Here is a 21183-nt window from a genome sequence, read left to right as displayed (position 1 = left end):
CTCTCGTTAAAGCAAAAAGCTCAGGCCGACGCAGAACAGCAGCGCGGCGAATAGGCGTTTGAGCAGGCGTGGCGATAATTTGTGCGCCAGGCGCGCGCCGAAGCGGGCGAAAAACATGCTGGTCGCGGCAATGCCGATCATCGCCGGCAAGTACACGAAGCCCAGGCTATGGGGCGGCAGGTGCTCGTCGTGCCAGCCCAGAATCATGAAGCTCAGGGCGCTGACCAGGGCGATCGGCAGGCCGCACGCCGAGGACGTCGCCACCGCCTGCTGCATCGGCAGGCTGCGCCAGGTGAGGAACGGCACGGTCAGCGAACCGCCACCGATGCCGAAGATCGCCGACGCCCAGCCGACCACGCTGCCGGCAACGGTCAGCCCGGCCTTGCCGGGAACGCTGCGGCTGGCCTTGGGCTTGAAGTCCAGGGCCATCTGCACGGCGATGATCAGGGCGAAGGTGCCGATGATCTTCTGCAGGTGCGGGCCCTGGATCAGCGAGGCGGTCTTGGCGCCAACCCCGGCGCCGATCAGGATGCCCAGGGTCATCCAGGCGAAGATCGGCCACTGCACCGCGCCCTTGCGATGGTGCTCGCGCACGGCATTGATCGAGGTGAAGACGATGGTCGCCAGCGAAGTGCCCACCGCCAGGTGAGTCAGGACGGATGCATCGAAGCCTTGCAGGGTGAAGCTGAATACCAGCACCGGCACGATGATGATGCCGCCACCGACGCCGAACAGTCCGGCCAGCACGCCCGCGCAGGCGCCTAGCAGCAGATAGAGCACGAATTCCATTGTCGCCCCCGGAAAAATCAGTCCGGCATGGTAACGGAAGGTGGGCCTTTGCCTCTACTCATGGCAGATGAAGACCTTGTCAGCGTCGCCTGAGGTACAGTGGCGCCACTACCGACAAGATCGACGAGAACCACGATGTGCCTGATCGTTTTCGCCTGGCGGCCGGGAAATGCCCGGCCGCTGATCGTCGCGGCCAACCGTGACGAGTTCTATGCCCGCCCGACCCTAGCCTTGAGCCAATGGGACGAGGCGCCCGGCGTGCATGCCGGGCGTGACCTCGAAGCCGGCGGCACCTGGCTGGGCCTGGGCCCGCAGGGACGCTTCGCCGCGCTGACCAATATCCGTGATCCCGGCCAGCCAGCGGGCGCCCGCTCGCGGGGTGAACTGGTGGCGGGCTATCTGCGCGGGGAGCTTTCGGTCGAGGCTTATCTGGAACGGGTCGCGGGCGAGGCGCTGCATTATTCCGGCTTCAATCTGCTGGTCGGGGACAGCCATCAATTGGGTTATCTGCACGGAGGGGATGCAGCGCCACGGCTACTCGAGGCGGGCGTCTATGGCCTGTCGAATGCCGCGCTGGATACGCCGTGGCCCAAGCTGATCAAGGCCCGCGAAGGCTTGCGCGAACGGCTGGACGATCCAGTCCCGGCGCGGCTGTTCGAGTTGTTGGCGGACAATAATCAGGCTGCCGACAGCGAGCTGCCGGATACCCGTGTCGGGTTGGCGACCGAGCGTTTGCTGTCGAGCGTGTTCATTGCCAGCCAGAACTACGGAACGCGGGCGAGTACGGTGCTGATCGTCGAGGCGGACGGGAAGCGCAGGCTGGTGGAGCGGAGTTTCGGGCCGCTTGGAGGGCATCTGGGAGAGGTCGAACTGGTGTTGTGAAGCTCAGGGCCTGATCGATGCGATCAGGCCCTGAGTAGTTCAGAGATTCTGCGTCGGCCCCGGATTGATCATCCGCGACAGCCCAAGGTTCTTCAGGGCCAGTTGCAAGGTGCTGTGGATAACCTGCGGGTTGTCGATGTCCATGGCCTGGGCCAGCATTTCCTTGGCTTTGCCGAGGCTGATCTGGCGCAGCATCCACTTCACCTTCGGCAGGTTGGTGGCGTTCATCGACAGGCTGTCGAAGCCCATCGCCATCAGCAGCACCGCCGCCGCCGGATCACCGGCCATTTCACCGCAAATACTCACCGGCTTGCCTTCGGCATGGGCCGCGGTGACCACGTGTTGCAGGGCCTGCAGCACCGCCGGGTGCAAGTAATCGTAAAGGTCGGCGACCCGCGGGTTGTTGCGGTCCACCGCCAGCAGGTACTGGGTCAGGTCGTTGGAACCGACCGACAGGAAGTCCACCTGGCGCGCCAGTTCCTTGGTCTGGTAGACCGCCGCAGGAATCTCCACCATCACGCCCACCGGTGGCATCGGCACGTCGGTGCCTTCGTCACGCACTTCGCCCCAGGCGCGGTGGATCAGATGCAGCGCTTCTTCCAGCTCATGGATACCGGAAATCATCGGCAGCAGGATGCGCAGGTTGTTCAGGCCTTCGCTTGCCTTGAGCATGGCGCGGGTCTGGACCAGGAAGATTTCCGGGTGGTCGAGCGTGACGCGGATGCCGCGCCAGCCGAGGAACGGGTTGTCTTCCTTGATCGGGAAGTAGGAGAGCGACTTGTCACCGCCGATATCCAGGCTGCGCATGGTCACCGGCAGCGGATGGAAGGCCGCCAGTTGCTCGCGGTAGATCGCCAGTTGTTCCTTCTCGCTGGGGAAGCGCTGGTTGATCATGAACGGCACTTCGGTGCGGTACAGGCCAACGCCCTCGGCGCCGCGCTGCTGCGCCCGCGCCACATCGGCCAGCAGGCCGGTGTTGACCCACAACGGCATGCGGTGGCCGTCGGTGGTTTCGCAAGGGAGTTCACGCAGGGCGTCGAGGCCCTGGGCCAACTGGCGCTCTTCCTCGACCACATCGGCGTAGTGCTTGCGCAGCACTTCGCTGGGGTTGGTGTAGACGTCGCCCTTGTAGCCGTCGACGATCATCTGGATGCCGTCGACCTTGGAATACGGCAGGTCGACCAGGCCCATCACCGTGGGAATACCCATGGCCCGGGCGAGGATCGCCACGTGGGAGTTGCCCGAACCCAGCACCGACACCAACCCGACCAGCTTGCCTTCCGGCACTTCGCCGAGCATCGCCGGGGTCAGTTCTTCACTGACCAAGATGGAGTTGTCGGGGTAGACCAGCGAAAGCTGACGGGCTTCCTGCAGATAGGCCAGCAGGCGCCGGCCGAGGTCTTTGACATCGGACGCGCGCTCACGCAGGTAGGCGTCGTCCATCAGTTCGAAGCGGTTGACGTGCTCGACCACCACCTGGCGCAGGGCGCCCTGGGCCCACTGGCCGGTCTTGATGACCTCTGCCACTTCGCCACCCAGCGCGGCGTCGTCGAGCATCATCAGGTAGACGTCGAACAACGCCCGCTCTTCCGGACGCAACTGGGTGGCCAGTTTCGCCGAGAGGGTGCGCATGTCGCCGCGCACGCCTTCGAGGGCGTTGTTGAAGAGTTTCAGTTCGGCATCGATATCGGTGACGGTCTTGTCCGGCACCACGTCCAGGTCAGCCGGCGGCAGCATGACCACGGCAGTACCGACCGCCGCACCCGGCGAGCCCGGCACGCCAACGAACTTGGCTTCCTGGATGCCCTTGCCCTGGCGACCCAGGCCGCGGATCGAGCCGGTGGCCTCGGCATGGGCGATAACCCCGGCCAGTTGCGCGCTCATGGTGACCAGGAAGGCTTCTTCGCCCTCGTCGAACTGGCGACGCTCCTTTTGCTGGATGACCAACACCCCGACCACGCGACGGTGGTGGATGATCGGAGCGCCCAGGAAGGAAGCGAAACGCTCTTCACCGGTTTCGGCGAAGTAGCGGTAGCGAGGGTGATCGGCGGCGTTTTCCAGGTTCAGCGGTTCTTCCCGGGTGCCGACCAGGCCGACCAGGCCCTCGTTCGGCGCCATGCTGACCTTGCCGATGGAGCGCTTGTTCAGGCCCTCGGTGGCCATCAGGACAAAACGGTTGGTTTCCGGGTCGAGCAGATAGACCGAGCAGACCTGACTGCCCATGGCCTCTTTGACGCGCAAGACAATGATCCCCAACGCCGTCTTGAGATCCTTGGCGGAGTTAACTTCCTGGACGATCTTGCGCAGCGTATTGAGCATGGCTCGGGGTCGAACTCCGTCGTCAGTCGCGCGCCAGCAGGCGCGGGGCAAGCTCTTTGAGCGCGCGGCGGTACACCTCGCGCTTGAATGTCACCACCTGGCCCAGCGGATACCAATAGCTGACCCAGCGCCAGCCATCGAATTCCGGTTTACCGGTCAAGTCCATCCGCACCCGCTGCTCGTTGGAAACCAGTCGCAGCAGGAACCACTTCTGTTTCTGGCCGATGCACAGCGGCTGGCTGTGGGTCCGCACCAGGCGTTGGGGTAAACGATAACGCAACCAGCCACGGGTGCAGGCAAGAATTTCAACGTCTTGCCGCTCCAGTCCTACTTCTTCGTTCAGCTCGCGGTACAACGCTTCTTCCGGGGTCTCATCGGGGTTGATGCCCCCCTGGGGAAACTGCCAGGCATCCTGGTTGATTCGCCGAGCCCATAGCACCTGTCCAAGATCATTGGTAAGAATGATCCCGACATTGGGGCGAAAACCATCGGGGTCGATCACGGCAGCAGCCTCGCAAACGCATGTCGCCGCATTGTTCCACAAAGCTTGCAAGGCCAGCAACGCGCCGGCCATACCTTATGTGCAGCGTTGTGAAAAGTCCGTATTCTGTGGGACTTTTCAGATGTTATGCGAGTGACTCTTCAATGCGCCTGGCTTTATTCGATCTGGACAACACCCTCCTCGGCGGCGACAGCGACCACGCATGGGGCGATTACCTCTGCGCCCGCGGCATTCTCGACCCCGTGGAGTACCAGAACCGCAACGACGCCTTCTATCAGGACTACCTGGCCGGCAAGCTAGACCTGCAGGCCTACCTGAACTTCAGCCTGGAAATCCTGGCCACCACCGAAATGGCCCAGCTGGACCAGTGGCACGGCGAGTTCATGCGCGACTGCGTTGAACCGATCATCCTGCCCAAGGCCCTGGCCCTGCTGAAGAAGCACCGCGACGCGGGCGACAAGCTGGTCATCATCACCGCTACCAACCGTTTCATTACCGGGCCGATCGCCAAGCGCCTGGAGGTGGAAACCCTGCTGGCCACCGAGTGCGAACTGGTCGATGGCCGCTACACCGGCCGCAGCACCGACGTGCCGTGCTTCCGCGAAGGCAAGGTAACGCGCCTGCGCCGCTGGCTGGACGAGAATGGGCTGAACCTGGAAGGCAGCTACTTCTATAGCGACTCGATGAACGACCTGCCGCTGCTGGAGCAGGTTGATAACCCGGTGGCGGTCAACCCCGACCCGAACCTGCGCGCCGAAGCCGAAAAACGCGGCTGGCCGATACTCGACCTGCGCGGCTGAGTCGCCTCAGACCGGCTTGGCGCCCATCAAGCCGGCGATGGCGATGAAACACACCCCGCTGAACAGCGCCAGGGCCAGGGTAAACCCCGGTTTACCCACGGCCGGCGCGGTGCGCAGGCGATTGACCCGCGCCAGCAGCCAGAACCAGGCCAGCGCGCCGACGGTGTAGAGCACGCTGGAACCCAGCACCCAGGTCTGCCCCAACGGCCAGCCCACCAGGTGCACCAGCCACCAGCCGGTGAACGGCATGCTCACCAGGCAAATGCCCATCAACAGCCAGACAAACACCAGCGGCCGCCGCAACAGCTGGCCATAAACCGCCGCATCCCCCGCGCGGCGCTTGCGCCAGGTCCACAACGCCAGCCCCACAGCGCTGCCCAAGAGCAGCACAGTGGCCAGGACATGGGCGGTTTTCAGGGCAATCAGCGGTTCCATGGATTCAACTCCTCAGGCATTGCTCAAAGCGTAGCCGCTCAGCCGAGGAACAGCCGGTAGGCCGGGTTTTCGGTCTCGTCCCAGTACGGATAGCCGATTTTCGCCAGCGCCGCGGGCACCAGATGACGTTCGTCCTCGGGCACTTGCAGGCCGGCAACCACACGGCCGTCCGCCGCGCCGTGGTTGCGGTAGTGGAACATGGAGATATTCCAGCGCCCGCCCAGCTTGTTGAGGAAGTTGAACAGCGCACCCGGCCGCTCGGGAAACTCGAAACGCAGCACCAGTTCATCGCTGACCCCCGCCGCATGACCGCCAACCATATGGCGGATGTGCAGCTTGGCCAGCTCGTTGTCGGTCAGGTCCAGTACCGGGAAACCCTGCTCGGTCAGGTGCTGGATCAGCGCGCTGCGCGGATCGGTATCCGGGTGGGTCTGCACGCCGACGAAGATGTGCGCTTCGCTGCCGGTGTGGTAGCGATAGTTGAATTCGGTGATCTGACGCTTGCCGATGGCCTCGCAGAACGCCTTGAAACTGCCCGGCTGCTCGGGGATGGTCACGGCGATGATGGCTTCGCGGCCTTCACCCAGCTCGGCGCGCTCGGCCACGTGGCGCAGGCGGTCGAAGTTGACGTTGGCACCGGACTCGATGGCGACCAAGGTCTGCCCGGATACGCCGCGCTGCTCCACGTATTTCTTGATCCCGGCAACGCCCAGGGCGCCGGCAGGCTCGGTGATCGAGCGGGTGTCGTCGTAGATGTCCTTGATCGCCGCACAGATTTCGTCGGTGCTGACGGTGATCACTTCATCGACGTAGTCCTTGCAGATGTCGAAGGTGTGCTGACCGATCTGCGCTACCGCGACGCCGTCGGCGAACAATCCGACCTGCGGCAACACCACGCGCTCGCCCGCGGCCATGGCGGCTTGCAGGCAGTTGGAGTCGTCTGGCTCGACGCCGATGATCTTGATTTCAGGACGCAGGTATTTGACGTACGCAGCGATCCCGGCAATCAGGCCACCGCCGCCCACCGGCACGAAGATCGCATCAAGGCGGCCCGGGTGCTGGCGCAGGATCTCCATGGCCACGGTGCCCTGGCCTGCAATGGTGTGCGGGTCGTCATAGGGATGGACATAAACGAAGCCCTTTTCCTCGACCAGTTTCAGCGAGTAGGCCAGCGCCTCGGGGAAGGAATCGCCGTGCAGCACGACCTTGCCGCCACGCGAACGCACGCCCTCGACCTTGATTTCCGGGGTGGTGCGCGGCATCACGATGGTCGCCTTGACCCCCATTTCCCGCGCCGCCAGCGCCAGGCCCTGGGCATGGTTGCCGGCCGAGGCGGTGACCACGCCGCGTGCCCGTTCTTCCTGGGTCAGTTGCGCCAGCTTGTTGTAAGCGCCGCGAATCTTGAAGGAAAACACCGGCTGCAGGTCTTCGCGCTTGAGCAGCACGTTGTTGCCCAGACGCTTGCTGAGTTGCCCGGCGGCTTGCAGAGGGGTTTCCACGGCGACGTCATAAACGCGCGAGGTGAGGATCTTCTTGACGTACTGTTCGAGCATCGGGAAAGCATCACGGGCGGCTGGACGGGGGATCGGAGTCTACCCCAGCGCCCGGTCGGGCGACCACAGCAAGTCCGGGGTTTTAGCCGCTATACTACGCGCCCTCACGATACTCCCCGCTTCGGAGCCCGCATGACCCAGGACCAACTCAAACAGGCTGTTGCCCAGGCCGCTGTCGATTTCATTCTGCCCAAGCTCGATGACAAGAGCATCGTCGGCGTCGGCACCGGCTCGACCGCCAACTGCTTCATCGACGCCTTGGCCAAGCACAAGACCGCCTTCGACGGCGCCGTCGCCAGCTCCGAAGCCACCGCTGCGCGCCTGAAGAGCCACGGTATCCCGGTCTACGAACTGAACACCGTGAGCGAACTGGAGTTCTACGTCGACGGCGCCGACGAGAGCGACGAGCACCTGAACCTGATCAAGGGCGGCGGCGCTGCCCTGACCCGCGAGAAGATCGTTGCCGCGGTCGCCAGGACCTTCATCTGCATCGCCGACGGCAGCAAGCTGGTGCAGGTGCTGGGCAACTTCCCGCTCCCGGTCGAAGTCATCCCCATGGCCCGCAGCCACGTGGCGCGCCAGTTGGTGAAGCTGGGCGGTGACCCGGTGTACCGCGACGGCGTGGTGACCGACAACGGCAACATCATCATCGACGTGCACAACCTGCAGATCACCAACCCGGTGGAGCTGGAAGCACAGATCAACGCTATCGTCGGCGTGGTCACCAACGGCCTGTTCGCGGCGCGTCCAGCCGACCTGTTGTTGCTGGGGACTTCCGAAGGCGTCAAGTCCCTCAAGGCCTGACGAACAAATCGGGGCCTGCCGTGCAGGCCCCGGTCAATCAGCCGCCTTCCTGAACACATAAAACAGGTTCGGCTCGCTCACCAGATACAACGTCCCCGCATCATCCATCGCAATGCCCTCCGCCTGCGGCACGCTCTGGCTCAGGCCCTGAAAGCCCTTGCGCAGCGACAGACTCGCCAGCGGCTTGCCCGTCACATCCAGTTCCAGCACCAGTTGCGACTCATCCGACAGCGCCAGCAAATGACCGCTGCGTTCATCGAACTGCAAGCTCGACAGATCCCGCACGAACAGCTTCGAATCACGCTTGCGGTCCTGGACCACATGCACGGCGTAGGGCTGCTCGGGATTGTCATGGGGGAAACCGTGGACTTCATAGATCAGCATCGGGTCGCGCTCCTTGGCGACGAACAGGCGCTTGCCCTTCTGGTCGTACGCCAGGCCCTCGAAACCCTTGTTGCCGTTGAGGCCGATGCCCAGGGTCAGTTGTTCGGCGTCCTTGGCGTCGAGAAACGGTGTGTCAGCGGTCAGACGCACGCGGATCAGCCGCTGCTCGCGCTCGTCGGTGATCACATAGCTGTCGCGCCCGACGTACTCCACTGCCTCCGGATCGCCGAAGCCGGTCAGCGGCACCCGGCGCAGAATCCGACCTTCCAGCGACAGCTCGATGAGTTCGGGGTTCTTGTTGGTGACGGTGAACAGGCTGTTGCGGTCCGGATCGAAGGTCAGCGCGGAGATGTCTTCATCCAGCCCTTCGATCGGCCGCGCTTCGATCACCACCTGGTAACGGTCGAGGCCGATGCTCTGCTCGGCGGGCTGCCACCAGGTCTTGAGATTGAACCAGCCGCGCTCGAACAGCCGGTATTCCTGGCCCGCCACCGCTAATAGCAACGCAAGCAGCAGGCCAACGGAAAGGGCAATCAGGGGCAGGCGTAGAAAACGACGCATTCGACAGGACTCGACGGGAAACGGAACGTCGAGCATTCAACCATGGCGAGCTGAATCGAATCTTAACGCCACTATCGGAAAAATCTGCCGATCAGTCCTTTTTGAAGCGGTAGAACAGATTCGGCTCGCTGACCATATACAGCGTGCCCTGCTCATCCATCGCCACGCCTTCGGCACGCGGGATACGCTTCTTCAGACCGTTGAACCCGCCAAGCAGGGTCATGAAGCTGACCTGTTCGCCTTGCTCGTTCAGTTCCAGCAGCATGTTGGAGTCTGCCGACAGGACCAGCATGTGGCCGGTGCGTGGGTCGATACCCAGGGCTGACAGGTTGCGCAGGTCGAGATCGTCGTTGGGCAGTTCCTGCTTGGTGCCGGTCAGCGCCGAGCTGCCATCAGTACGCCAGACGAACAGGCGCGGCGGGCGCTCCTCGCCCAGTACCAGGCGCTGCTGGGCCGGGTCCCAGGCGATACCCTCGAAGCCCTTGTTCTGGTTTTCCGAGGTGCCGAGGTCGTATTGCGGGAAGTCCTTGATGTTCAGCTCGCGGGTCGCGTCATCAAGGGTCACGAAGGTCAGGTTGTGTTGCCGTTCGTCGGTAATAGCCAAACGGCCATCTGCCATGACGGCCACGCCTTCAGGGTTGGCCCAGCCGACCAGCGGGATCTTGCGCAGCACGTCGCCATCAAGGGTCAACTCGACCAGGAACGGGTTCTTGCCCATCACCGAAAACAGTGTCTTGCGGACCGGATCATAGGAAAGGTCGGAGGCCTCGTCCTTCTCCATGCCTGGCAGCACTTTGGCATCGATATCGACGTGATAGTCCGGCAGCCAGACGCTGGCTTTCTGCTCAACCTGCGACTCGAAACGCTCCTGCACCCAGAGAAAACCTCGATCATCCCAGTGCATGGCGATGGCTACGCCATAACCGATCACGGCCGCAAACAGCAGCCAGGTGGAACGGCGCAGGGCGATCGGACGCTTGTGCACGGGCGACAAGGAACCGCCTGTAGGAAGAGGGGTGGCCATTGGAGAATTCCTGTTGTTTTCCAGCCTGAGAGACGGAGCGGTCGGGCCGCGCAAGAATTATCCGGATATTTTGTGAAAAAAATGCCAAAAGCCGACGAAGTGGTTTGACAAAGCAAAGGGGCAAACTCGCCGGCTAATGCCTGTCAGTTAGCGTTTTGGCGCCTATGTTGGGCCGCTTTGCGGCCCCACTAGGTTTAACTGACCAGCATTAGCCTCACCAGCCGCCCTTGCGCACTTACAGGACGCGGCTTTCGAAGCGACTGACGCCTGGCAGTTCCAGCACCAGCTCATCGCCCGGATTGAACGGGCCGACGCCCGCTGGCGTACCCGTCAGGATCACATCGCCAGCCTGCAACGAGAATTGCGAGGCCATGTGCTGAATCATCGGAACGATGGGATTGAGCATCAGCGCGCTGTTGCCATCCTGGCGGACTTCACCGTTGATGGTCAGGCGAATGCCGATATCCGCGAGGTCATTGAAGGTGCTGCCAGCGACGAACGGCGGCAGGACGCAGGCGCCGTCGAAGCACTTGGCGCGTTCCCACGGCAGGCCTTTTTCTTTCAACTGCGCCTGCAGGTCACGCAGGGTCAGGTCCAGTGCCGGGGCGAAGCCGGAAATGGCGTCCAGCACTTCTTCTTCGGAAGGCTGGGGCGACAGCGACTTGCCCAGCAGCACCGCGATTTCCGCTTCGTAATGCACCGAGCCGCGCTCGGCCGGGATCTTGAAACCACCTTCGAGCGCGACCACGCAACTGCCCGGCTTGATGAACAGCAGGGGCTCGGTGGGGATCGGGTTATCCAGCTCTTTGGCGTGTTCGGCGTAATTGCGCCCAATGCACACCACTTTGCCCAAGGCGAAATGGATGCGGGTTCCGTCTACGTATTGGTGCTGATAGCTCATTGCCGACTCCTGGAGCGCTGGTTGGATCTGTGACGTGTTATCACTCGACAGCGAAGATCTTGCCCGGATTCATGATTCCGTTGGGATCGAACACCGCCTTGACTGCCTTCATGTATTCGATTTCGGCCGGCGACCGGCTGTAACCAAGGTAATCGCGCTTGGTCATGCCCACGCCGTGCTCGGCAGAGATCGAACCGTTGTACTTCTCGACGGTTTCGAACACCTGCTTGTTGACGATGGCGCAGGTGGCGAAGAACTCGTCCTTGCTCATGTCATCCGGCTTGAGAATGTTCAGGTGCAGGTTTCCATCACCGATATGGCCGTACCAGACGACGATGAAGTCCGGGTAGCTTTCGCTGACGATGACATCGATATCCCGCAGGAATGCCGGCACTTTCGACACCGTTACCGAAATGTCGTTCTTGTACGGCGTCCAGTGGGAAATGGTTTCGGAGAGGTATTCGCGCAGTTTCCACAGGTTGCGCAACTGCTGCTCGCTCTGGCTCATGACCCCGTCGATCACCCAACCCTGTTCGACACAATGCTCGAACAGCGCCAGGGCGTCGTTGGCCACCTCTTCGGTGGTGGCTTCGAACTCCAGCAGGGCATAGAACGGGCACGGCGTCTCGAACGGCGCCGGCACATCGCCACGGTCGAGGATCTTGGCCAGGCCCTTGTCGGAGAAAAACTCGAAGGCGGTCAGGTCCAGCTTGCCCTGGAAGGCGTGCAGCACCGGCATGATCGAGTCGAAGTCCGGGGTGCCGAGCACCATCGCCGTGAGGTTCTTCGGCGCGCGATCCAGGCGCATGGTGGCCTCGACCACGAAGCCCAGGGTGCCCTCGGCGCCGATGAACAACTGACGCAGGTCGTAACCGGTGGCGTTCTTGATCAGGTCCTTGTTCAGTTCGAGCAGATCGCCCTTGCCGGTGACCACTTTCAGGCCGGCGACCCAGTTGCGGGTCATGCCGTAGCGAATGACCTTGATCCCGCCGGCATTGGTGCCGATATTGCCGCCAATCTGGCTGGAGCCGGCGGAAGCGAAGTCCACCGGGTAATACAGGCCCTTGTCCTCGGCGAAGTTCTGCAGTTGCTCGGTGATCACGCCGGGCTGGCAGACCACGGTGCGGTCGAATTCGTTGAAATCGAGGATGCGGTTCATATAGTCGAACGACACCACGACCTCGCCGTTGGCCGCTACCGCGCCAGCAGACAACCCGGTGCGCCCGCCCGAAGGCACCAGCGCGACCTTGTGGGTGTTGGCCCAACGGACGATGGCCTGGACCTGCTCGATGTTTTTCGGGAAGACAATGGCGCTAGGCGCTGGCGGGAAGTGCTTGGTCCAGTCCTTGCCGTAGGCGTCGAGGGAAGCGGCGTCAGTGAGTACCTTGCCGGGCTCGACCAGGGTCATCAGCTCGTCAATCAGAACAGGATCGGTCATCGATAGAACTCTCGAACTATTCATAGTCACCCTGAGCACACTTCACGCAGCAGGGATGGGCGTAGCGAGGGGTCGATATGCTAGCATACGCCCCCCGCCAATCGTGCTGACGGCCGATTCGCGAGAGCTTCACTTCCCTGCCATTTTTCTCCGGGACACAGGTTTACGCAGATGAGCAAGACTTCTCTCGATAAGAGCAAGATCAAGTTCCTTCTTCTTGAAGGCGTCCACCAGAACGCCGTGGACGTCCTGAAGGCCGCCGGGTACACGAATATCGAGTACCTCACCGGTTCCCTGCCGGAAGCCGAGCTGAAGGAAAAGATCGCCGATGCCCACTTCATTGGCATCCGCTCCCGCACTCAACTGACCGAAGAGATCTTCGACTGCGCCAAGAAACTGGTTGCTGTTGGTTGTTTCTGCATCGGTACCAACCAGGTTGACCTGAGCGCCGCTCGCGATCGCGCGATCGCCGTGTTCAACGCCCCGTACTCCAACACCCGCTCCGTTGCCGAGCTGGTGCTGGCCGAGGCCATCCTGCTGCTGCGCGGCATCCCCGAGAAGAACGCTTCCTGTCACCGCGGTGGCTGGATCAAGAGCGCGGCCAACTCCTTCGAGATCCGCGGCAAGAAGCTGGGCATCGTCGGCTACGGCTCGATCGGTACCCAACTGTCGGTCCTGGCCGAGAGCCTGGGCATGCAGGTGTTCTTCTTCGACCCGCTGACCAAGCTGCCTCTGGGCAACGCCACCCAGGTCACCAGCCTGAACGAACTGCTCGGCCTGGCCGACATCGTCTCGCTGCACGTGCCTGAGCTGCCGTCCACCCAGTGGATGATCGGCGAGAAAGAAATCCGCGCGATGAAGAAGGGCTCGATCCTGATCAACGCCGCCCGCGGTACCGTGGTCGAACTGGATCACCTGGCCGCAGCGATCAAGGACAAGCACCTGATCGGCGCCGCCATCGACGTGTTCCCGGTCGAGCCGCGTTCCAACGACGAAGAGTTCGAAAGCCCGCTGCGCGGCCTGGACAACGTGATCCTGACTCCGCACATCGGTGGTTCCACTGCCGAAGCCCAGGCCAACATCGGCCTGGAAGTTGCCGAGAAGCTGGTCAAGTACAGCGACAACGGTACTTCCGTTTCGTCGGTCAACTTCCCTGAAGTTGCCCTGCCGGCGCACCCTGGCAAGCACCGCCTGCTGCACATCCACGAAAACATCCCGGGCGTGCTCAGCGAGATCAACAAAGTCTTCGCTGAAAACGGCATCAACATCTCCGGTCAGTTCCTGCAGACCAACGAGAAAGTGGGTTACGTGGTTATCGACGTCGACGCCGAGTACTCGGATCTGGCGCAAGAGAAGCTGCAACAGGTCAAGGGCACCATCCGGTCCCGTGTTCTGTTCTAAGCGCTTCATGCTGTGAAAAAGGGAGGCCCTGGTGGCCTCCCTTTTGTTTGCCCGCGCGTTGCGAAAGTTGCCGAAAAAAGGCAGAAATATTTACCGGCCAATCAAACATTCCGCACTCGATGCGGTCACAAGCGGCAACTTGACCGTGGCAATTCCAGAAAGTCGCGGCAACACTGTGTGAATTGCCAATGATAAAAAGGGGCTCAGATGCGTTTCATTACCGGGGCACTATTTGCCGCCAGCCTGCTCAGCCCATGGGCACATGCGGAATTGATGGATGACATCAGCGACCGCAACGAACTGCGTATTGCCATCGAAGCCAATACGCCACCTTTCAACTTCCGCGATACCGCCGGCCAGTTGAGCGGTTTTGAAGTGGAACTTGGCGAGGCGTTGGCCAAGGAACTGGACGTCAATGCCGACTTCGTCGTGGTTGAACCCGCCGATCTGTTCAGCGGCGTGGAAAGCGGCAAATACGACATCGCCTTGAATCAGATTGCTACAACCCCCGAATTGAAAGAGCGCCTGGATTTCAGCACGCCCTACAGCTACACCCGCGCCCAATTGATCGTGCGCCAGGAAGAAAAACGCCCGCTGCGCAGCCTTGAAGCCTTCAAGGGCCACAGCCTCGGCGCGGTTCAGGGCAGCAGCTTCGCCGAACAAGCGCGAGATGTGGAAGGCGTGGACCTGCGCAGTTACAAGGACGCCATCCAGCCGATCAAGGAAGTGGCCGACGACCAGATCGACGCCGCCATCAGCGACCGCCTGCTGGTGCCGTACGCGATCCGCGAAAGCAAATTGCCAGTGACCGAAGGCGCCACCCTCGGCCCGGTGGTGAACCTGGCGATTCCGTTCCAGAAAGGCAACCCGGCGTTCCAGAGCGCGGTGGACAACGCCCTGCAACGGATCAAGGCCGATGGGCGGTTGAGCGAGCTGTCGAAGAAGTGGTTCGGTGTGGATGCGAGCGAGGCGCCGAAGTAATAACGGCTGCTGAATTTACCGGCCTAGTGCTTTTGCAGCCTCGTCCAGTTCCAGCTCACTGAACACCAGCACCCCTTCACGCCGCAGCAAGGCACTGGTCACACCTTCGCCATTGACCTTGCTGCCGCTGAACGTGCCGTCATAGACCAGCCGGTTACCGCACGACGGGCTCCCGGACTTGAGCACCGCCACCCGAATCCCGTGGCGCCGCACCAGCTCCAGCGCCAGCCGGGCCCCCGCCAGAAACTCTGCGCTGACATCTTCGCCGACAATGGTCACCACCTGCGCATCCCCGTCCAGCACCGCCCCACCCTGCCCACCGGGAATTTCCGCGGGCGGACGCGGCGTTGGCAACCCGCCGGCCACTTCCGGGCACAGCGGCACCACGCGACCTTCGCGCTGCCAGGCTTGCAACAAATCAGGATGGCCACTGGCGCGGCCGTCGTAGCGCACCGGCTGGCCGAGCAGGCAGGCGCTCACCAGCACCTTCGGCAATTCAGAACGGGTCATTGCCACGGCGGCGGAACCAACCGGTGACGGACAGGCGCTCGCGGCTGGCCGGGAGCACTTCATGCGGCAGGTCGGCGGACATGAACACGATCAGGCTGCCACCCACCGGCGATGCGTCCCGCTCCGAGCCGTCCTGGAGGAACATGCGCAACTGGCCACCGTCTTCCGGCAACCACTGTTCATTGAGGTAGATGATCGCCGAGACGGTGCGGCGGTCGTCGTCGCGGAAGCGGTCGAGGTGCTTGCGGTAGAAGGTGCCCGGCGGGTACATCGCGAAATGGCACTCGAAGTCTTCCAGACCGAGGTAGAAGTCGCGGTTGAGCGCTTCACGCAGGCTGTCCATCAGTGCCAGATACTGGTCGCACGCCTGCGACTGTCCGGGCTCGAGCCAGAGGATATGGTCGCCGCGAATACCTTCGCGCACGTCCTGGCCCTGACCTCGCCCCACCCCCGCCGGCGCCAGCTCGCCTTCGGCCGCGCGCTGGCGGCACTCGGCCGCCAATGCGCGGGTCAGGGCCTCGGGCAGGAAAACCTCCTGCCGCGACCAGCCCTGGCCGGCCAGGTCATCGACGATGCTGAGCAATTGCGGGTGTTCGGAGGATATGTGCATGGCGCGCATAGTATCGGGCTGTCGGAAAATTCGACAGGGCCACTTGGTCGCATGGCTGCACAGGCGTCTCGACAAAGCCCCGCAAGGCCACGGACAATAGCGGCCTGCCGACAGGAGTCCTGAATGCGCCGTTTGTTTTTTCTGCTGTTGATGATCTGCACCACGCCTGTCTGGGCAGACACCCTCGATCAGCTCTACAAAGTTGCCGGCTGGCCTGAACAGCGCGCCCACTTCTCCGATGCCATCGCCGCCGCCCAGCAGCGCTATCAGAAAAGCCTGCCGCCTGCGGTATTCCAGGCGCTGGTCGACAACAGCAACCAACGCTTCGAAGCCAAGGCCGTCGACCGACGCGCCGAAGCCCAGCTGCGCGCCCATCTGCAAAATCCTGCGCCCGCGCTGACCTTCTTCCAGTCGCCACTGGGCCGCAAGGTCGTGGCCGCCGAACTGATGGCCACCCGCCGCGACCAGTTGGCGAAGAACGCCAAGGGCCTGCCGAAAGTCGAGGCCAGTGATACTCGCCTGCTGATCATCGGCCACCTGGCCCAGGCGCTGCCGGCCCGCGAGGCCGGTGCCGAGGTCAGCCTGGCGATCGCCGGCGTCGCCGCCGACAGCCTCAGCCAGATGATTCCCGGCCTGTTTGGCGGCGGTCAGGCCCAGGGCCTGCTCGATGGCCAACGCCAGCGATTGATGGAACAGATCGGCGAAGACCTCAACAACACCCTGCTGTATGTCTACCGCGACCTGTCTGACGCCGAATTGGAGGAGTTCTCCACCTTCGCCGAGTCCAACGAGGGTCAGGCCTATTACAAGGCCGCCCTGTCCGCCATTCGTGCCGGCCTGGCCGTGGGCCAGAGCACCTCTGACCTCAAATAATCAGCCCAACTGCTGGCCGATGAAGTCGAAATAGCGCTGCCGAATCTCCGGCAGCTCGTTGGCCAGATGATGCCGCGCCTGCGGCAGCAGCAAGATCTGCGGCGCATCGAACTTGCGCTTGAGCACTTCCAGGTTGTAACGCCAGTCTACCGTCATATCGCCCTCGCCCTGCACGATCAGTAGCCGACGCGAACTGCCCGGCGCCGCCTCGATACGCTTGACCCACGCCAGCAACGCGCCAACCCAAGCGGTGGGCAGCCGCCGCGGCTGCAGCGGGTCGGCCTGGAGAAATGGCAGGAAGGTCGGGTCATGGGTGTTTTCGCTGAAGCGCCGTTCGATGCCGGTCACGAAAGGCCGCAGCATCCAGTAGCTGAGCCTCGACCACAGCCACGCCCGCGGCCGCACCAAGGGCGCGAGCAGGATCACCTGGCCTTGCGCCGGGCTGTCCGACCCGCAATGCAGCAGATGATCGACCACAATAGCGCCGCCCGTACTCTGCCCGCACAGGTGCCAGGGCTGCGGCAGATTCAACTCGCCAGCCTGTTCGAACAACCGGTCGAGCACCTGCTGGTACACCGCGAAATCATCGATGCTGGCCCGCTCTCCGCTGGACAGCCCGTGCCCCGGCAGGTCGCAGGAAATCACCGCGAAGCGCTGCTCCAGCGCCCAGTCGATGACATGCCGGTACAACCCCATGTGATCGTAGAAACCATGCAGCAACACCAGCGTCGCCACCGGCTCGGCGGGCAGCCAGACCTGGCTCACCACCTCGAAACCGGCGCAGTCGCAGCGGCCCAGCCAGCTCTGCACGTCCTTGCGCTGGGGCAGGTCCAGGCCGTAGAAACGCTGATACGCCTGCCCCGCGCTCGACAGCAGCTGACGGGCCGCCAGCGGTTGCAGGCTGGCACGCAGGGAATCGGCTTGGAACGAGGCGGACATGGAAGGCTTCCGGTGAGAGTGCAAAGGATTGATCTGCGATATTCATCTGTCGGCGGGGGCATGGCAAGCTAGCCGCCCTCCATGATTGCCGGTGTGTTCGATGTCTGGGAAAAATTTGCTCGCCGCCCTGACCCTGCTGCTCTGCGCCGCCGGCCTGTGGTGGGCGTACGACAGCTTCCAGAGTCGCTACCTGCGCCCCTTCGACAACCAGACCGCGCTGTTCGCCGGCGACCACCTGCGCCTGCCCGCCGAACTGGCCGGCCCCGGCCCGATCCGCCTGGTGCATTTCTGGGACCCGGCCTGCCCGTGCAACGTCGGCAACCAGCAGCACCTGGGCGAACTGATCGAACATTACGCGCCGCAGGGCGTGTCCTTCCATGTCCTGCAAAAACCCGGCAGCCACGGCCAGTTGCCCAACACCCTTGCCGCCCTCCAGCCGATCGCCAGCCTGCCCGGCGCCGAACACCTGCCGGCCAGTCCCGCCGTGGCGATCTGGGACCAGAACGGCGACCTCGCCTACTTCGGCCCCTACAGCGAAGGCGCGACCTGCAACGCCAACAACAGCTTTATCGAACCGATCCTGCAGGCGCTGACCCAAGGCCGGCCGGTGAAAGTGACCCAGACCATGGCGGTGGGGTGTTATTGCCCGTGGAATGAGTGAACAGGGCTGAAACACCCGGCATCACGTCGATAACTATCTACATCTTGCAGGAGAGCAACGCTCCGTAGGTTTCGCACATACACGCAAAGGAGCGCCTGTATGTCGAGACAAACTATCGTTTTGCCCGCACAAACCGTTCACAGCACGCGGATTCCATGGCGGTTGGAACACACCCTGACCCCCCGCTACCTCGTTTTTCCCCGCCATTTCGCACCCCAACGCTTCAACCCCGCCGACTACATCACGACCGAGCTTGAACCTGGCAAGTTGGTTCTCGAACTGGCCAAGGAGTTCCAGGACGACAAGCGAAGCGTCGAGCAACAACACGCCGACAATTAAAAGCAGCTGAACACCCGCCTGACTGAAGAGTTGAAGGCTCGCACCGCGCCGCCGAGCACCAGCGGCCCGTTCCAGCCGTACGACCATAAAACCGCCGCGATCAACAGCCTGCTGGAGGAAAAGCGCGCAGCACTGCCCCCGATCTGGGAAAGCGCACGGGCGTTCTACGGCGAAGATCCCGTCAACAAAACCACCGTCGATTTTCTTCGAATTGCCACGCGTGAAGGCGGCTTCCCTGATCCGAAACAAACCTGGTTCGTCTCCTACAAAGCCGCGTTTGAAGCACGGCTGCTGACCCGATCCATCGATGTGCTGACCGCGCGAGCCAACAAGGTCGCGGTGGAGCGGGTCAAGGCGCAGGCCCGTCTTCACCAAAGCGCCGACCAGCGCCTCACCGAACAGGCGCAGGGGGTCGAGTTGGCGCAAGTGAGGCTGGACGAGGCGAGGTTTCAGCACCATGTCGACCTGCGCGAGATGGAGGAGCGCCTCGAACACTTCTCGCGCCATCAGCAAGACGGCGTCACCCAGGAGACCGCCGCCCTTCATGCCAAAGACCTCGCGGAAGAAATCAACGCCCTGCTCATGGCCCGACATGCGGCGCGCTCATCGCGCGCCGAGGCCGAGATTCAGGCTCAAAAGCTCGATATAGAACGCAACTTCCTGCACAGACGCCTCACGTCAGGCAATCCGGAGTCGGCCTCTGAACAAAACCGCGTGGATCGCGAAGCCCTGTTGCAGACGGTGGTGCACACCCTCGACGCGCACCAGGAAAGCTGGCCCGAAGAGCAGCAGCGGATGGCCACCTATGAGGCGCAGATAGAACGCGCCCTCGTCGACGCCCGCAGCGAACTGGTGCGCCTGGCAGCGCTTGGCGGCACCGAGCCGTCCCAACGCCCGGCCACCTATGCCTTGACCGTCGCCAGCCTGGGCGCGCCTCAGGTCATGACGCCCAAAGCGTCTTCAATGGCGGCGTTTGAATCGGTACGTCCCGCGTTAGCCAAGGCCCTGCTTTCTGCCGGCCGCCGTGTCGGCGGCTTGCCTCGCGCGGGCCTGTATTTCGCGGCGCTGGTGGTGTTTTCCCTGAAGCTGGAGGAAGGCGGACGTCACGGGCTCAGCGTGCCGCTCACCAGCATGAAGCTGGATTTCGATCCCCAGCAGTTGCTGGAGGGCATGGGCGAGCACCTTGCGCTACCGATGCGGCTGATTTCCGGATTGGTCGGGGACGATTCCACGATCCGCATCATCCCCACCAGCAACGATGGGGTGTCCGCCGACGTACCGGTTCGGGCCGCGACCTGGGATGCCGAAAAGGGCGCCTACACATTCATTACCGAGGGCCCCGGTCCGATCACGATTCTGTGGACACCTGGCGCACCGCCTACGGACAGCTCCACCAGCCTGCCAGTGGTGCAACAACCGGTGTCGCCGCTCTATCCCGGCGATATCAGCCTCGATCACGTACCGCCGTTCCTCCCTTTTCCTGCTGAGGATGACGTCCATTTCGACGACTACATCATCACCTTCCCGGCGGACTCGGGACTTGAGCCTGTTTATGTCATGTTCAAGGACCCGCGGGATTATGCGGGGGTTGGCGCTGGGAGTGGGCAGACGATTCCTGGCTGGCGAGATGCAATGACCAGTCCAGAGGGAGCACCGATTCCGACGCAGATTGCGGATCAGTTACGGGGCAAGCAGTTCAGCAGATGGGGGAAGTTGCGTGAGGCCATCTGGAAAGCAGCGGCTGCCGATCCAGAGTTGAGCAAGAGCTTTCCTGAAATCAGCCTCGATAACATGCGCAAAGGTAAAGCACCCTATGCAAGTTCAGGCCAAGTTGGAAAACACCTGACGTTCGAACTGCACCATATTCATCCGATTGCCAAAGGCGGTGCAGTTTATGACTTGGACAACCTTGCCATCATGACACCAAGGGCACATCAGGATGCTCACAAGGGGAAAAACTAATGGACCTGAAGCCAAATATTGAAAACTACACAGAAGCCGAATTTCTGGCCTGCGTGAGCTTACTGTTCCGGAATGATTCCCCTCTGCAAGGCGAAGCGTACGGTGCCTGGAAAGACAGAATTCTGCTCCATCTGGTATCTATCTCAGAGCACCCCAACGGCTTCAACCTCATCTGTTTCCCACTTGCTGGCGAGGAAGACAGCCCCGAGGGCGTCGTCAAACGCATAAAGGAATGGCGCACCGCCAACAGTAAACCCGGCTTCAAACCCGCCTGACCCAACGCCGCTGTCGCCCCCGTGCGATAGCGGCGCTTCTCTGTCTGGATCATCTAGCCGACGGTTAGAACGACACGCCGGACGCCTAACCGCTTCATCCGCAGACAGCTCCAGCAGCCTGCCAACAGCGCTACGCCCGGCCTCACTCTACCCAGCCATATTTACCTCAAAACTCGCGAGGCTATGCGGGTCAGGCCAAGAAGCGGGCGGATCATTTCGGACTAGGAAGGCGCCATCTAC

General features: G+C 62.5%; 22 protein-coding genes. 10 read left to right on the top strand and 12 right to left on the bottom strand.

The features are described 5' to 3' along the window. Positions 1 to 6: 6 nt before the first annotated feature. Positions 7 to 789, bottom strand: coding sequence for a sulfite exporter TauE/SafE family protein (locus tag HWV67_RS21030; protein WP_175652654.1), 783 nt, complete (start codon positions 787 to 789; stop codon positions 7 to 9). A 135-nt stretch (positions 790 to 924) separates the two neighbouring features. Between HWV67_RS21030 and HWV67_RS21025 the strand changes: the two genes are divergently transcribed. Next, a complete protein-coding gene (locus HWV67_RS21025; RefSeq protein WP_175652653.1) occupies positions 925 to 1671 on the top strand; it encodes an NRDE family protein in 747 nt (248 codons plus the stop codon). Between the two features lie 39 nt (positions 1672 to 1710). Here the strand turns inward: HWV67_RS21025 and ptsP are convergent, their stop codons facing one another. Together ptsP and HWV67_RS21015 are read right to left on the bottom strand one after the other, a co-directional pair. Then, the gene (gene ptsP, locus HWV67_RS21020; RefSeq protein WP_110970290.1) at positions 1711 to 3990 is read right to left on the bottom strand and encodes a phosphoenolpyruvate--protein phosphotransferase; all 2280 of its coding nucleotides are present in this window, start codon (positions 3988 to 3990) and stop codon (positions 1711 to 1713) included. A 22-nt stretch (positions 3991 to 4012) separates the two neighbouring features. After that, complete coding sequence (locus HWV67_RS21015; RefSeq protein WP_095156495.1) at positions 4013 to 4492, bottom strand: RNA pyrophosphohydrolase; 480 nt, start codon at positions 4490 to 4492, stop codon at positions 4013 to 4015. A 143-nt stretch (positions 4493 to 4635) separates the two neighbouring features. Between HWV67_RS21015 and HWV67_RS21010 the strand changes: the two genes are divergently transcribed. Then, positions 4636 to 5292 (top strand): HAD family hydrolase, encoded by a 657-nt coding sequence (locus HWV67_RS21010; RefSeq protein WP_175652652.1) that lies wholly within the window; start codon positions 4636 to 4638, stop codon positions 5290 to 5292. Positions 5293 to 5298: 6 nt separating this feature from the next. Here the strand turns inward: HWV67_RS21010 and HWV67_RS21005 are convergent, their stop codons facing one another. Together HWV67_RS21005 and ilvA are read right to left on the bottom strand one after the other, a co-directional pair. Beyond that, entirely contained in the window at positions 5299 to 5727 is a 429-nt protein-coding gene (locus tag HWV67_RS21005) for a DUF2269 domain-containing protein (protein WP_175652651.1), read from the bottom strand. 38 nt (positions 5728 to 5765) lie between these two features. After that, complete coding sequence (gene ilvA, locus HWV67_RS21000) at positions 5766 to 7280, bottom strand: threonine ammonia-lyase, biosynthetic (protein WP_175652650.1); 1515 nt, start codon at positions 7278 to 7280, stop codon at positions 5766 to 5768. A 132-nt stretch (positions 7281 to 7412) separates the two neighbouring features. Between ilvA and rpiA the strand changes: the two genes are divergently transcribed. Next, the gene (rpiA, locus tag HWV67_RS20995) at positions 7413 to 8084 is read left to right on the top strand and encodes a ribose-5-phosphate isomerase RpiA (RefSeq protein ID WP_175652649.1); all 672 of its coding nucleotides are present in this window, start codon (positions 7413 to 7415) and stop codon (positions 8082 to 8084) included. 33 nt (positions 8085 to 8117) lie between these two features. On the opposite strand, the gene HWV67_RS20990 is transcribed toward rpiA, so the two are convergent. The 4 genes from HWV67_RS20990 to HWV67_RS20975 form a co-directional block, all read right to left on the bottom strand. Continuing rightward, positions 8118 to 9029 carry an SdiA-regulated domain-containing protein gene (locus tag HWV67_RS20990; protein WP_110970286.1) on the bottom strand — a complete coding sequence of 304 codons (912 nt, stop codon included), beginning with the start codon at positions 9027 to 9029 and terminating at the stop codon, positions 8118 to 8120. A 91-nt stretch (positions 9030 to 9120) separates the two neighbouring features. Next, positions 9121 to 10053: an SdiA-regulated domain-containing protein gene (locus HWV67_RS20985; protein ID WP_175652648.1), complete on the bottom strand. Its 933-nt coding sequence runs from the start codon at positions 10051 to 10053 to the stop codon at positions 9121 to 9123. A 235-nt stretch (positions 10054 to 10288) separates the two neighbouring features. Continuing rightward, complete coding sequence (locus tag HWV67_RS20980) at positions 10289 to 10954, bottom strand: fumarylacetoacetate hydrolase family protein (RefSeq protein ID WP_175652647.1); 666 nt, start codon at positions 10952 to 10954, stop codon at positions 10289 to 10291. 40 nt (positions 10955 to 10994) lie between these two features. Continuing rightward, complete coding sequence (locus tag HWV67_RS20975) at positions 10995 to 12392, bottom strand: FAD-binding oxidoreductase (protein ID WP_095156397.1); 1398 nt, start codon at positions 12390 to 12392, stop codon at positions 10995 to 10997. Positions 12393 to 12563: 171 nt separating this feature from the next. Here HWV67_RS20975 and serA point away from each other — a divergent pair, with 171 nt between their 5' ends. Together serA and HWV67_RS20965 are read left to right on the top strand one after the other, a co-directional pair. Next, on the top strand, positions 12564 to 13793 hold the full coding sequence (gene serA / locus HWV67_RS20970) for a phosphoglycerate dehydrogenase (protein WP_095156398.1): 1230 nt from the start codon (positions 12564 to 12566) through the stop codon (positions 13791 to 13793). A gap of 207 nt (positions 13794 to 14000) precedes the next feature. Beyond that, positions 14001 to 14774, top strand: coding sequence for a transporter substrate-binding domain-containing protein (locus HWV67_RS20965; RefSeq protein ID WP_175652646.1), 774 nt, complete (start codon positions 14001 to 14003; stop codon positions 14772 to 14774). A gap of 15 nt (positions 14775 to 14789) precedes the next feature. Here HWV67_RS20965 and HWV67_RS20960 read toward each other — a convergent pair whose 3' ends face one another. Further along, entirely contained in the window at positions 14790 to 15284 is a 495-nt protein-coding gene (locus HWV67_RS20960; RefSeq protein WP_175652645.1) for a DUF523 domain-containing protein, read from the bottom strand. Next, positions 15271 to 15903 carry a 2OG-Fe(II) oxygenase gene (locus HWV67_RS20955; RefSeq protein ID WP_175652644.1) on the bottom strand — a complete coding sequence of 211 codons (633 nt, stop codon included), beginning with the start codon at positions 15901 to 15903 and terminating at the stop codon, positions 15271 to 15273. The genes HWV67_RS20960 and HWV67_RS20955 overlap by 14 nt, the downstream gene beginning before the upstream one ends. Positions 15904 to 16017: 114 nt before the next feature. Here HWV67_RS20955 and HWV67_RS20950 point away from each other — a divergent pair, with 114 nt between their 5' ends. Continuing rightward, positions 16018 to 16767 carry a DUF2059 domain-containing protein gene (locus HWV67_RS20950; protein ID WP_175652643.1) on the top strand — a complete coding sequence of 250 codons (750 nt, stop codon included), beginning with the start codon at positions 16018 to 16020 and terminating at the stop codon, positions 16765 to 16767. Here the strand turns inward: HWV67_RS20950 and HWV67_RS20945 are convergent, their stop codons facing one another. Further along, entirely contained in the window at positions 16768 to 17706 is a 939-nt protein-coding gene (locus HWV67_RS20945) for an alpha/beta hydrolase (RefSeq protein ID WP_175652642.1), read from the bottom strand. Between the two features lie 100 nt (positions 17707 to 17806). Here HWV67_RS20945 and HWV67_RS20940 point away from each other — a divergent pair, with 100 nt between their 5' ends. The 4 genes from HWV67_RS20940 to HWV67_RS20925 all read left to right on the top strand — a co-directional run bounded on the left by HWV67_RS20940 (position 17807) and on the right by HWV67_RS20925 (position 20943). Continuing rightward, complete coding sequence (locus tag HWV67_RS20940; RefSeq protein ID WP_175652641.1) at positions 17807 to 18367, top strand: DUF6436 domain-containing protein; 561 nt, start codon at positions 17807 to 17809, stop codon at positions 18365 to 18367. Between the two features lie 99 nt (positions 18368 to 18466). Then, positions 18467 to 18706, top strand: a complete 240-nt coding sequence (locus HWV67_RS20935; protein WP_175652640.1) for a hypothetical protein — start codon at positions 18467 to 18469, stop codon at positions 18704 to 18706. Between the two features lie 30 nt (positions 18707 to 18736). Continuing rightward, a complete protein-coding gene (locus HWV67_RS20930; protein WP_175652639.1) occupies positions 18737 to 20668 on the top strand; it encodes an S-type pyocin domain-containing protein in 1932 nt (643 codons plus the stop codon). Then, entirely contained in the window at positions 20668 to 20943 is a 276-nt protein-coding gene (locus HWV67_RS20925; RefSeq protein ID WP_175652638.1) for a bacteriocin immunity protein, read from the top strand. Before HWV67_RS20930 ends, HWV67_RS20925 begins: the two co-directional genes overlap by 1 nt. The last annotated feature ends 240 nt before the right edge of the window (positions 20944 to 21183 follow it).

The organism is Pseudomonas sp. Marseille-P9899 (assembly GCF_903166565.1).
Classification (GTDB): Bacteria; Pseudomonadota; Gammaproteobacteria; order Pseudomonadales; family Pseudomonadaceae; genus Aquipseudomonas; species Aquipseudomonas huaxiensis.
This window is presented reverse-complemented; position numbering and strand designations above follow the sequence as displayed.

Coding starts and splice junctions, on each gene's coding strand:
- HWV67_RS21030 (WP_175652654.1), bottom strand. CDS start 789: ATGGAATTCGTGCTCTATCTGCTGCTAGGCGCCTGCGCGGGCGTGCTG.
- HWV67_RS21025 (WP_175652653.1), top strand. CDS start 925: ATGTGCCTGATCGTTTTCGCCTGGCGGCCGGGAAATGCCCGGCCGCTG.
- ptsP (WP_110970290.1), bottom strand. CDS start 3,990: ATGCTCAATACGCTGCGCAAGATCGTCCAGGAAGTTAACTCCGCCAAG.
- HWV67_RS21010 (WP_175652652.1), top strand. CDS start 4,636: ATGCGCCTGGCTTTATTCGATCTGGACAACACCCTCCTCGGCGGCGAC.
- HWV67_RS21005 (WP_175652651.1), bottom strand. CDS start 5,727: ATGGAACCGCTGATTGCCCTGAAAACCGCCCATGTCCTGGCCACTGTG.
- ilvA (WP_175652650.1), bottom strand. CDS start 7,280: ATGCTCGAACAGTACGTCAAGAAGATCCTCACCTCGCGCGTTTATGAC.
- rpiA (WP_175652649.1), top strand. CDS start 7,413: ATGACCCAGGACCAACTCAAACAGGCTGTTGCCCAGGCCGCTGTCGAT.
- HWV67_RS20990 (WP_110970286.1), bottom strand. CDS start 9,029: ATGCGTCGTTTTCTACGCCTGCCCCTGATTGCCCTTTCCGTTGGCCTG.
- HWV67_RS20985 (WP_175652648.1), bottom strand. CDS start 10,053: ATGGCCACCCCTCTTCCTACAGGCGGTTCCTTGTCGCCCGTGCACAAG.
- HWV67_RS20980 (WP_175652647.1), bottom strand. CDS start 10,954: ATGAGCTATCAGCACCAATACGTAGACGGAACCCGCATCCATTTCGCC.
- HWV67_RS20975 (WP_095156397.1), bottom strand. CDS start 12,392: ATGACCGATCCTGTTCTGATTGACGAGCTGATGACCCTGGTCGAGCCC.
- serA (WP_095156398.1), top strand. CDS start 12,564: ATGAGCAAGACTTCTCTCGATAAGAGCAAGATCAAGTTCCTTCTTCTT.
- HWV67_RS20965 (WP_175652646.1), top strand. CDS start 14,001: ATGCGTTTCATTACCGGGGCACTATTTGCCGCCAGCCTGCTCAGCCCA.
- HWV67_RS20960 (WP_175652645.1), bottom strand. CDS start 15,284: ATGACCCGTTCTGAATTGCCGAAGGTGCTGGTGAGCGCCTGCCTGCTC.
- HWV67_RS20955 (WP_175652644.1), bottom strand. CDS start 15,903: ATGCGCGCCATGCACATATCCTCCGAACACCCGCAATTGCTCAGCATC.
- HWV67_RS20950 (WP_175652643.1), top strand. CDS start 16,018: ATGCGCCGTTTGTTTTTTCTGCTGTTGATGATCTGCACCACGCCTGTC.
- HWV67_RS20945 (WP_175652642.1), bottom strand. CDS start 17,706: ATGTCCGCCTCGTTCCAAGCCGATTCCCTGCGTGCCAGCCTGCAACCG.
- HWV67_RS20940 (WP_175652641.1), top strand. CDS start 17,807: ATGTCTGGGAAAAATTTGCTCGCCGCCCTGACCCTGCTGCTCTGCGCC.
- HWV67_RS20935 (WP_175652640.1), top strand. CDS start 18,467: ATGTCGAGACAAACTATCGTTTTGCCCGCACAAACCGTTCACAGCACG.
- HWV67_RS20925 (WP_175652638.1), top strand. CDS start 20,668: ATGGACCTGAAGCCAAATATTGAAAACTACACAGAAGCCGAATTTCTG.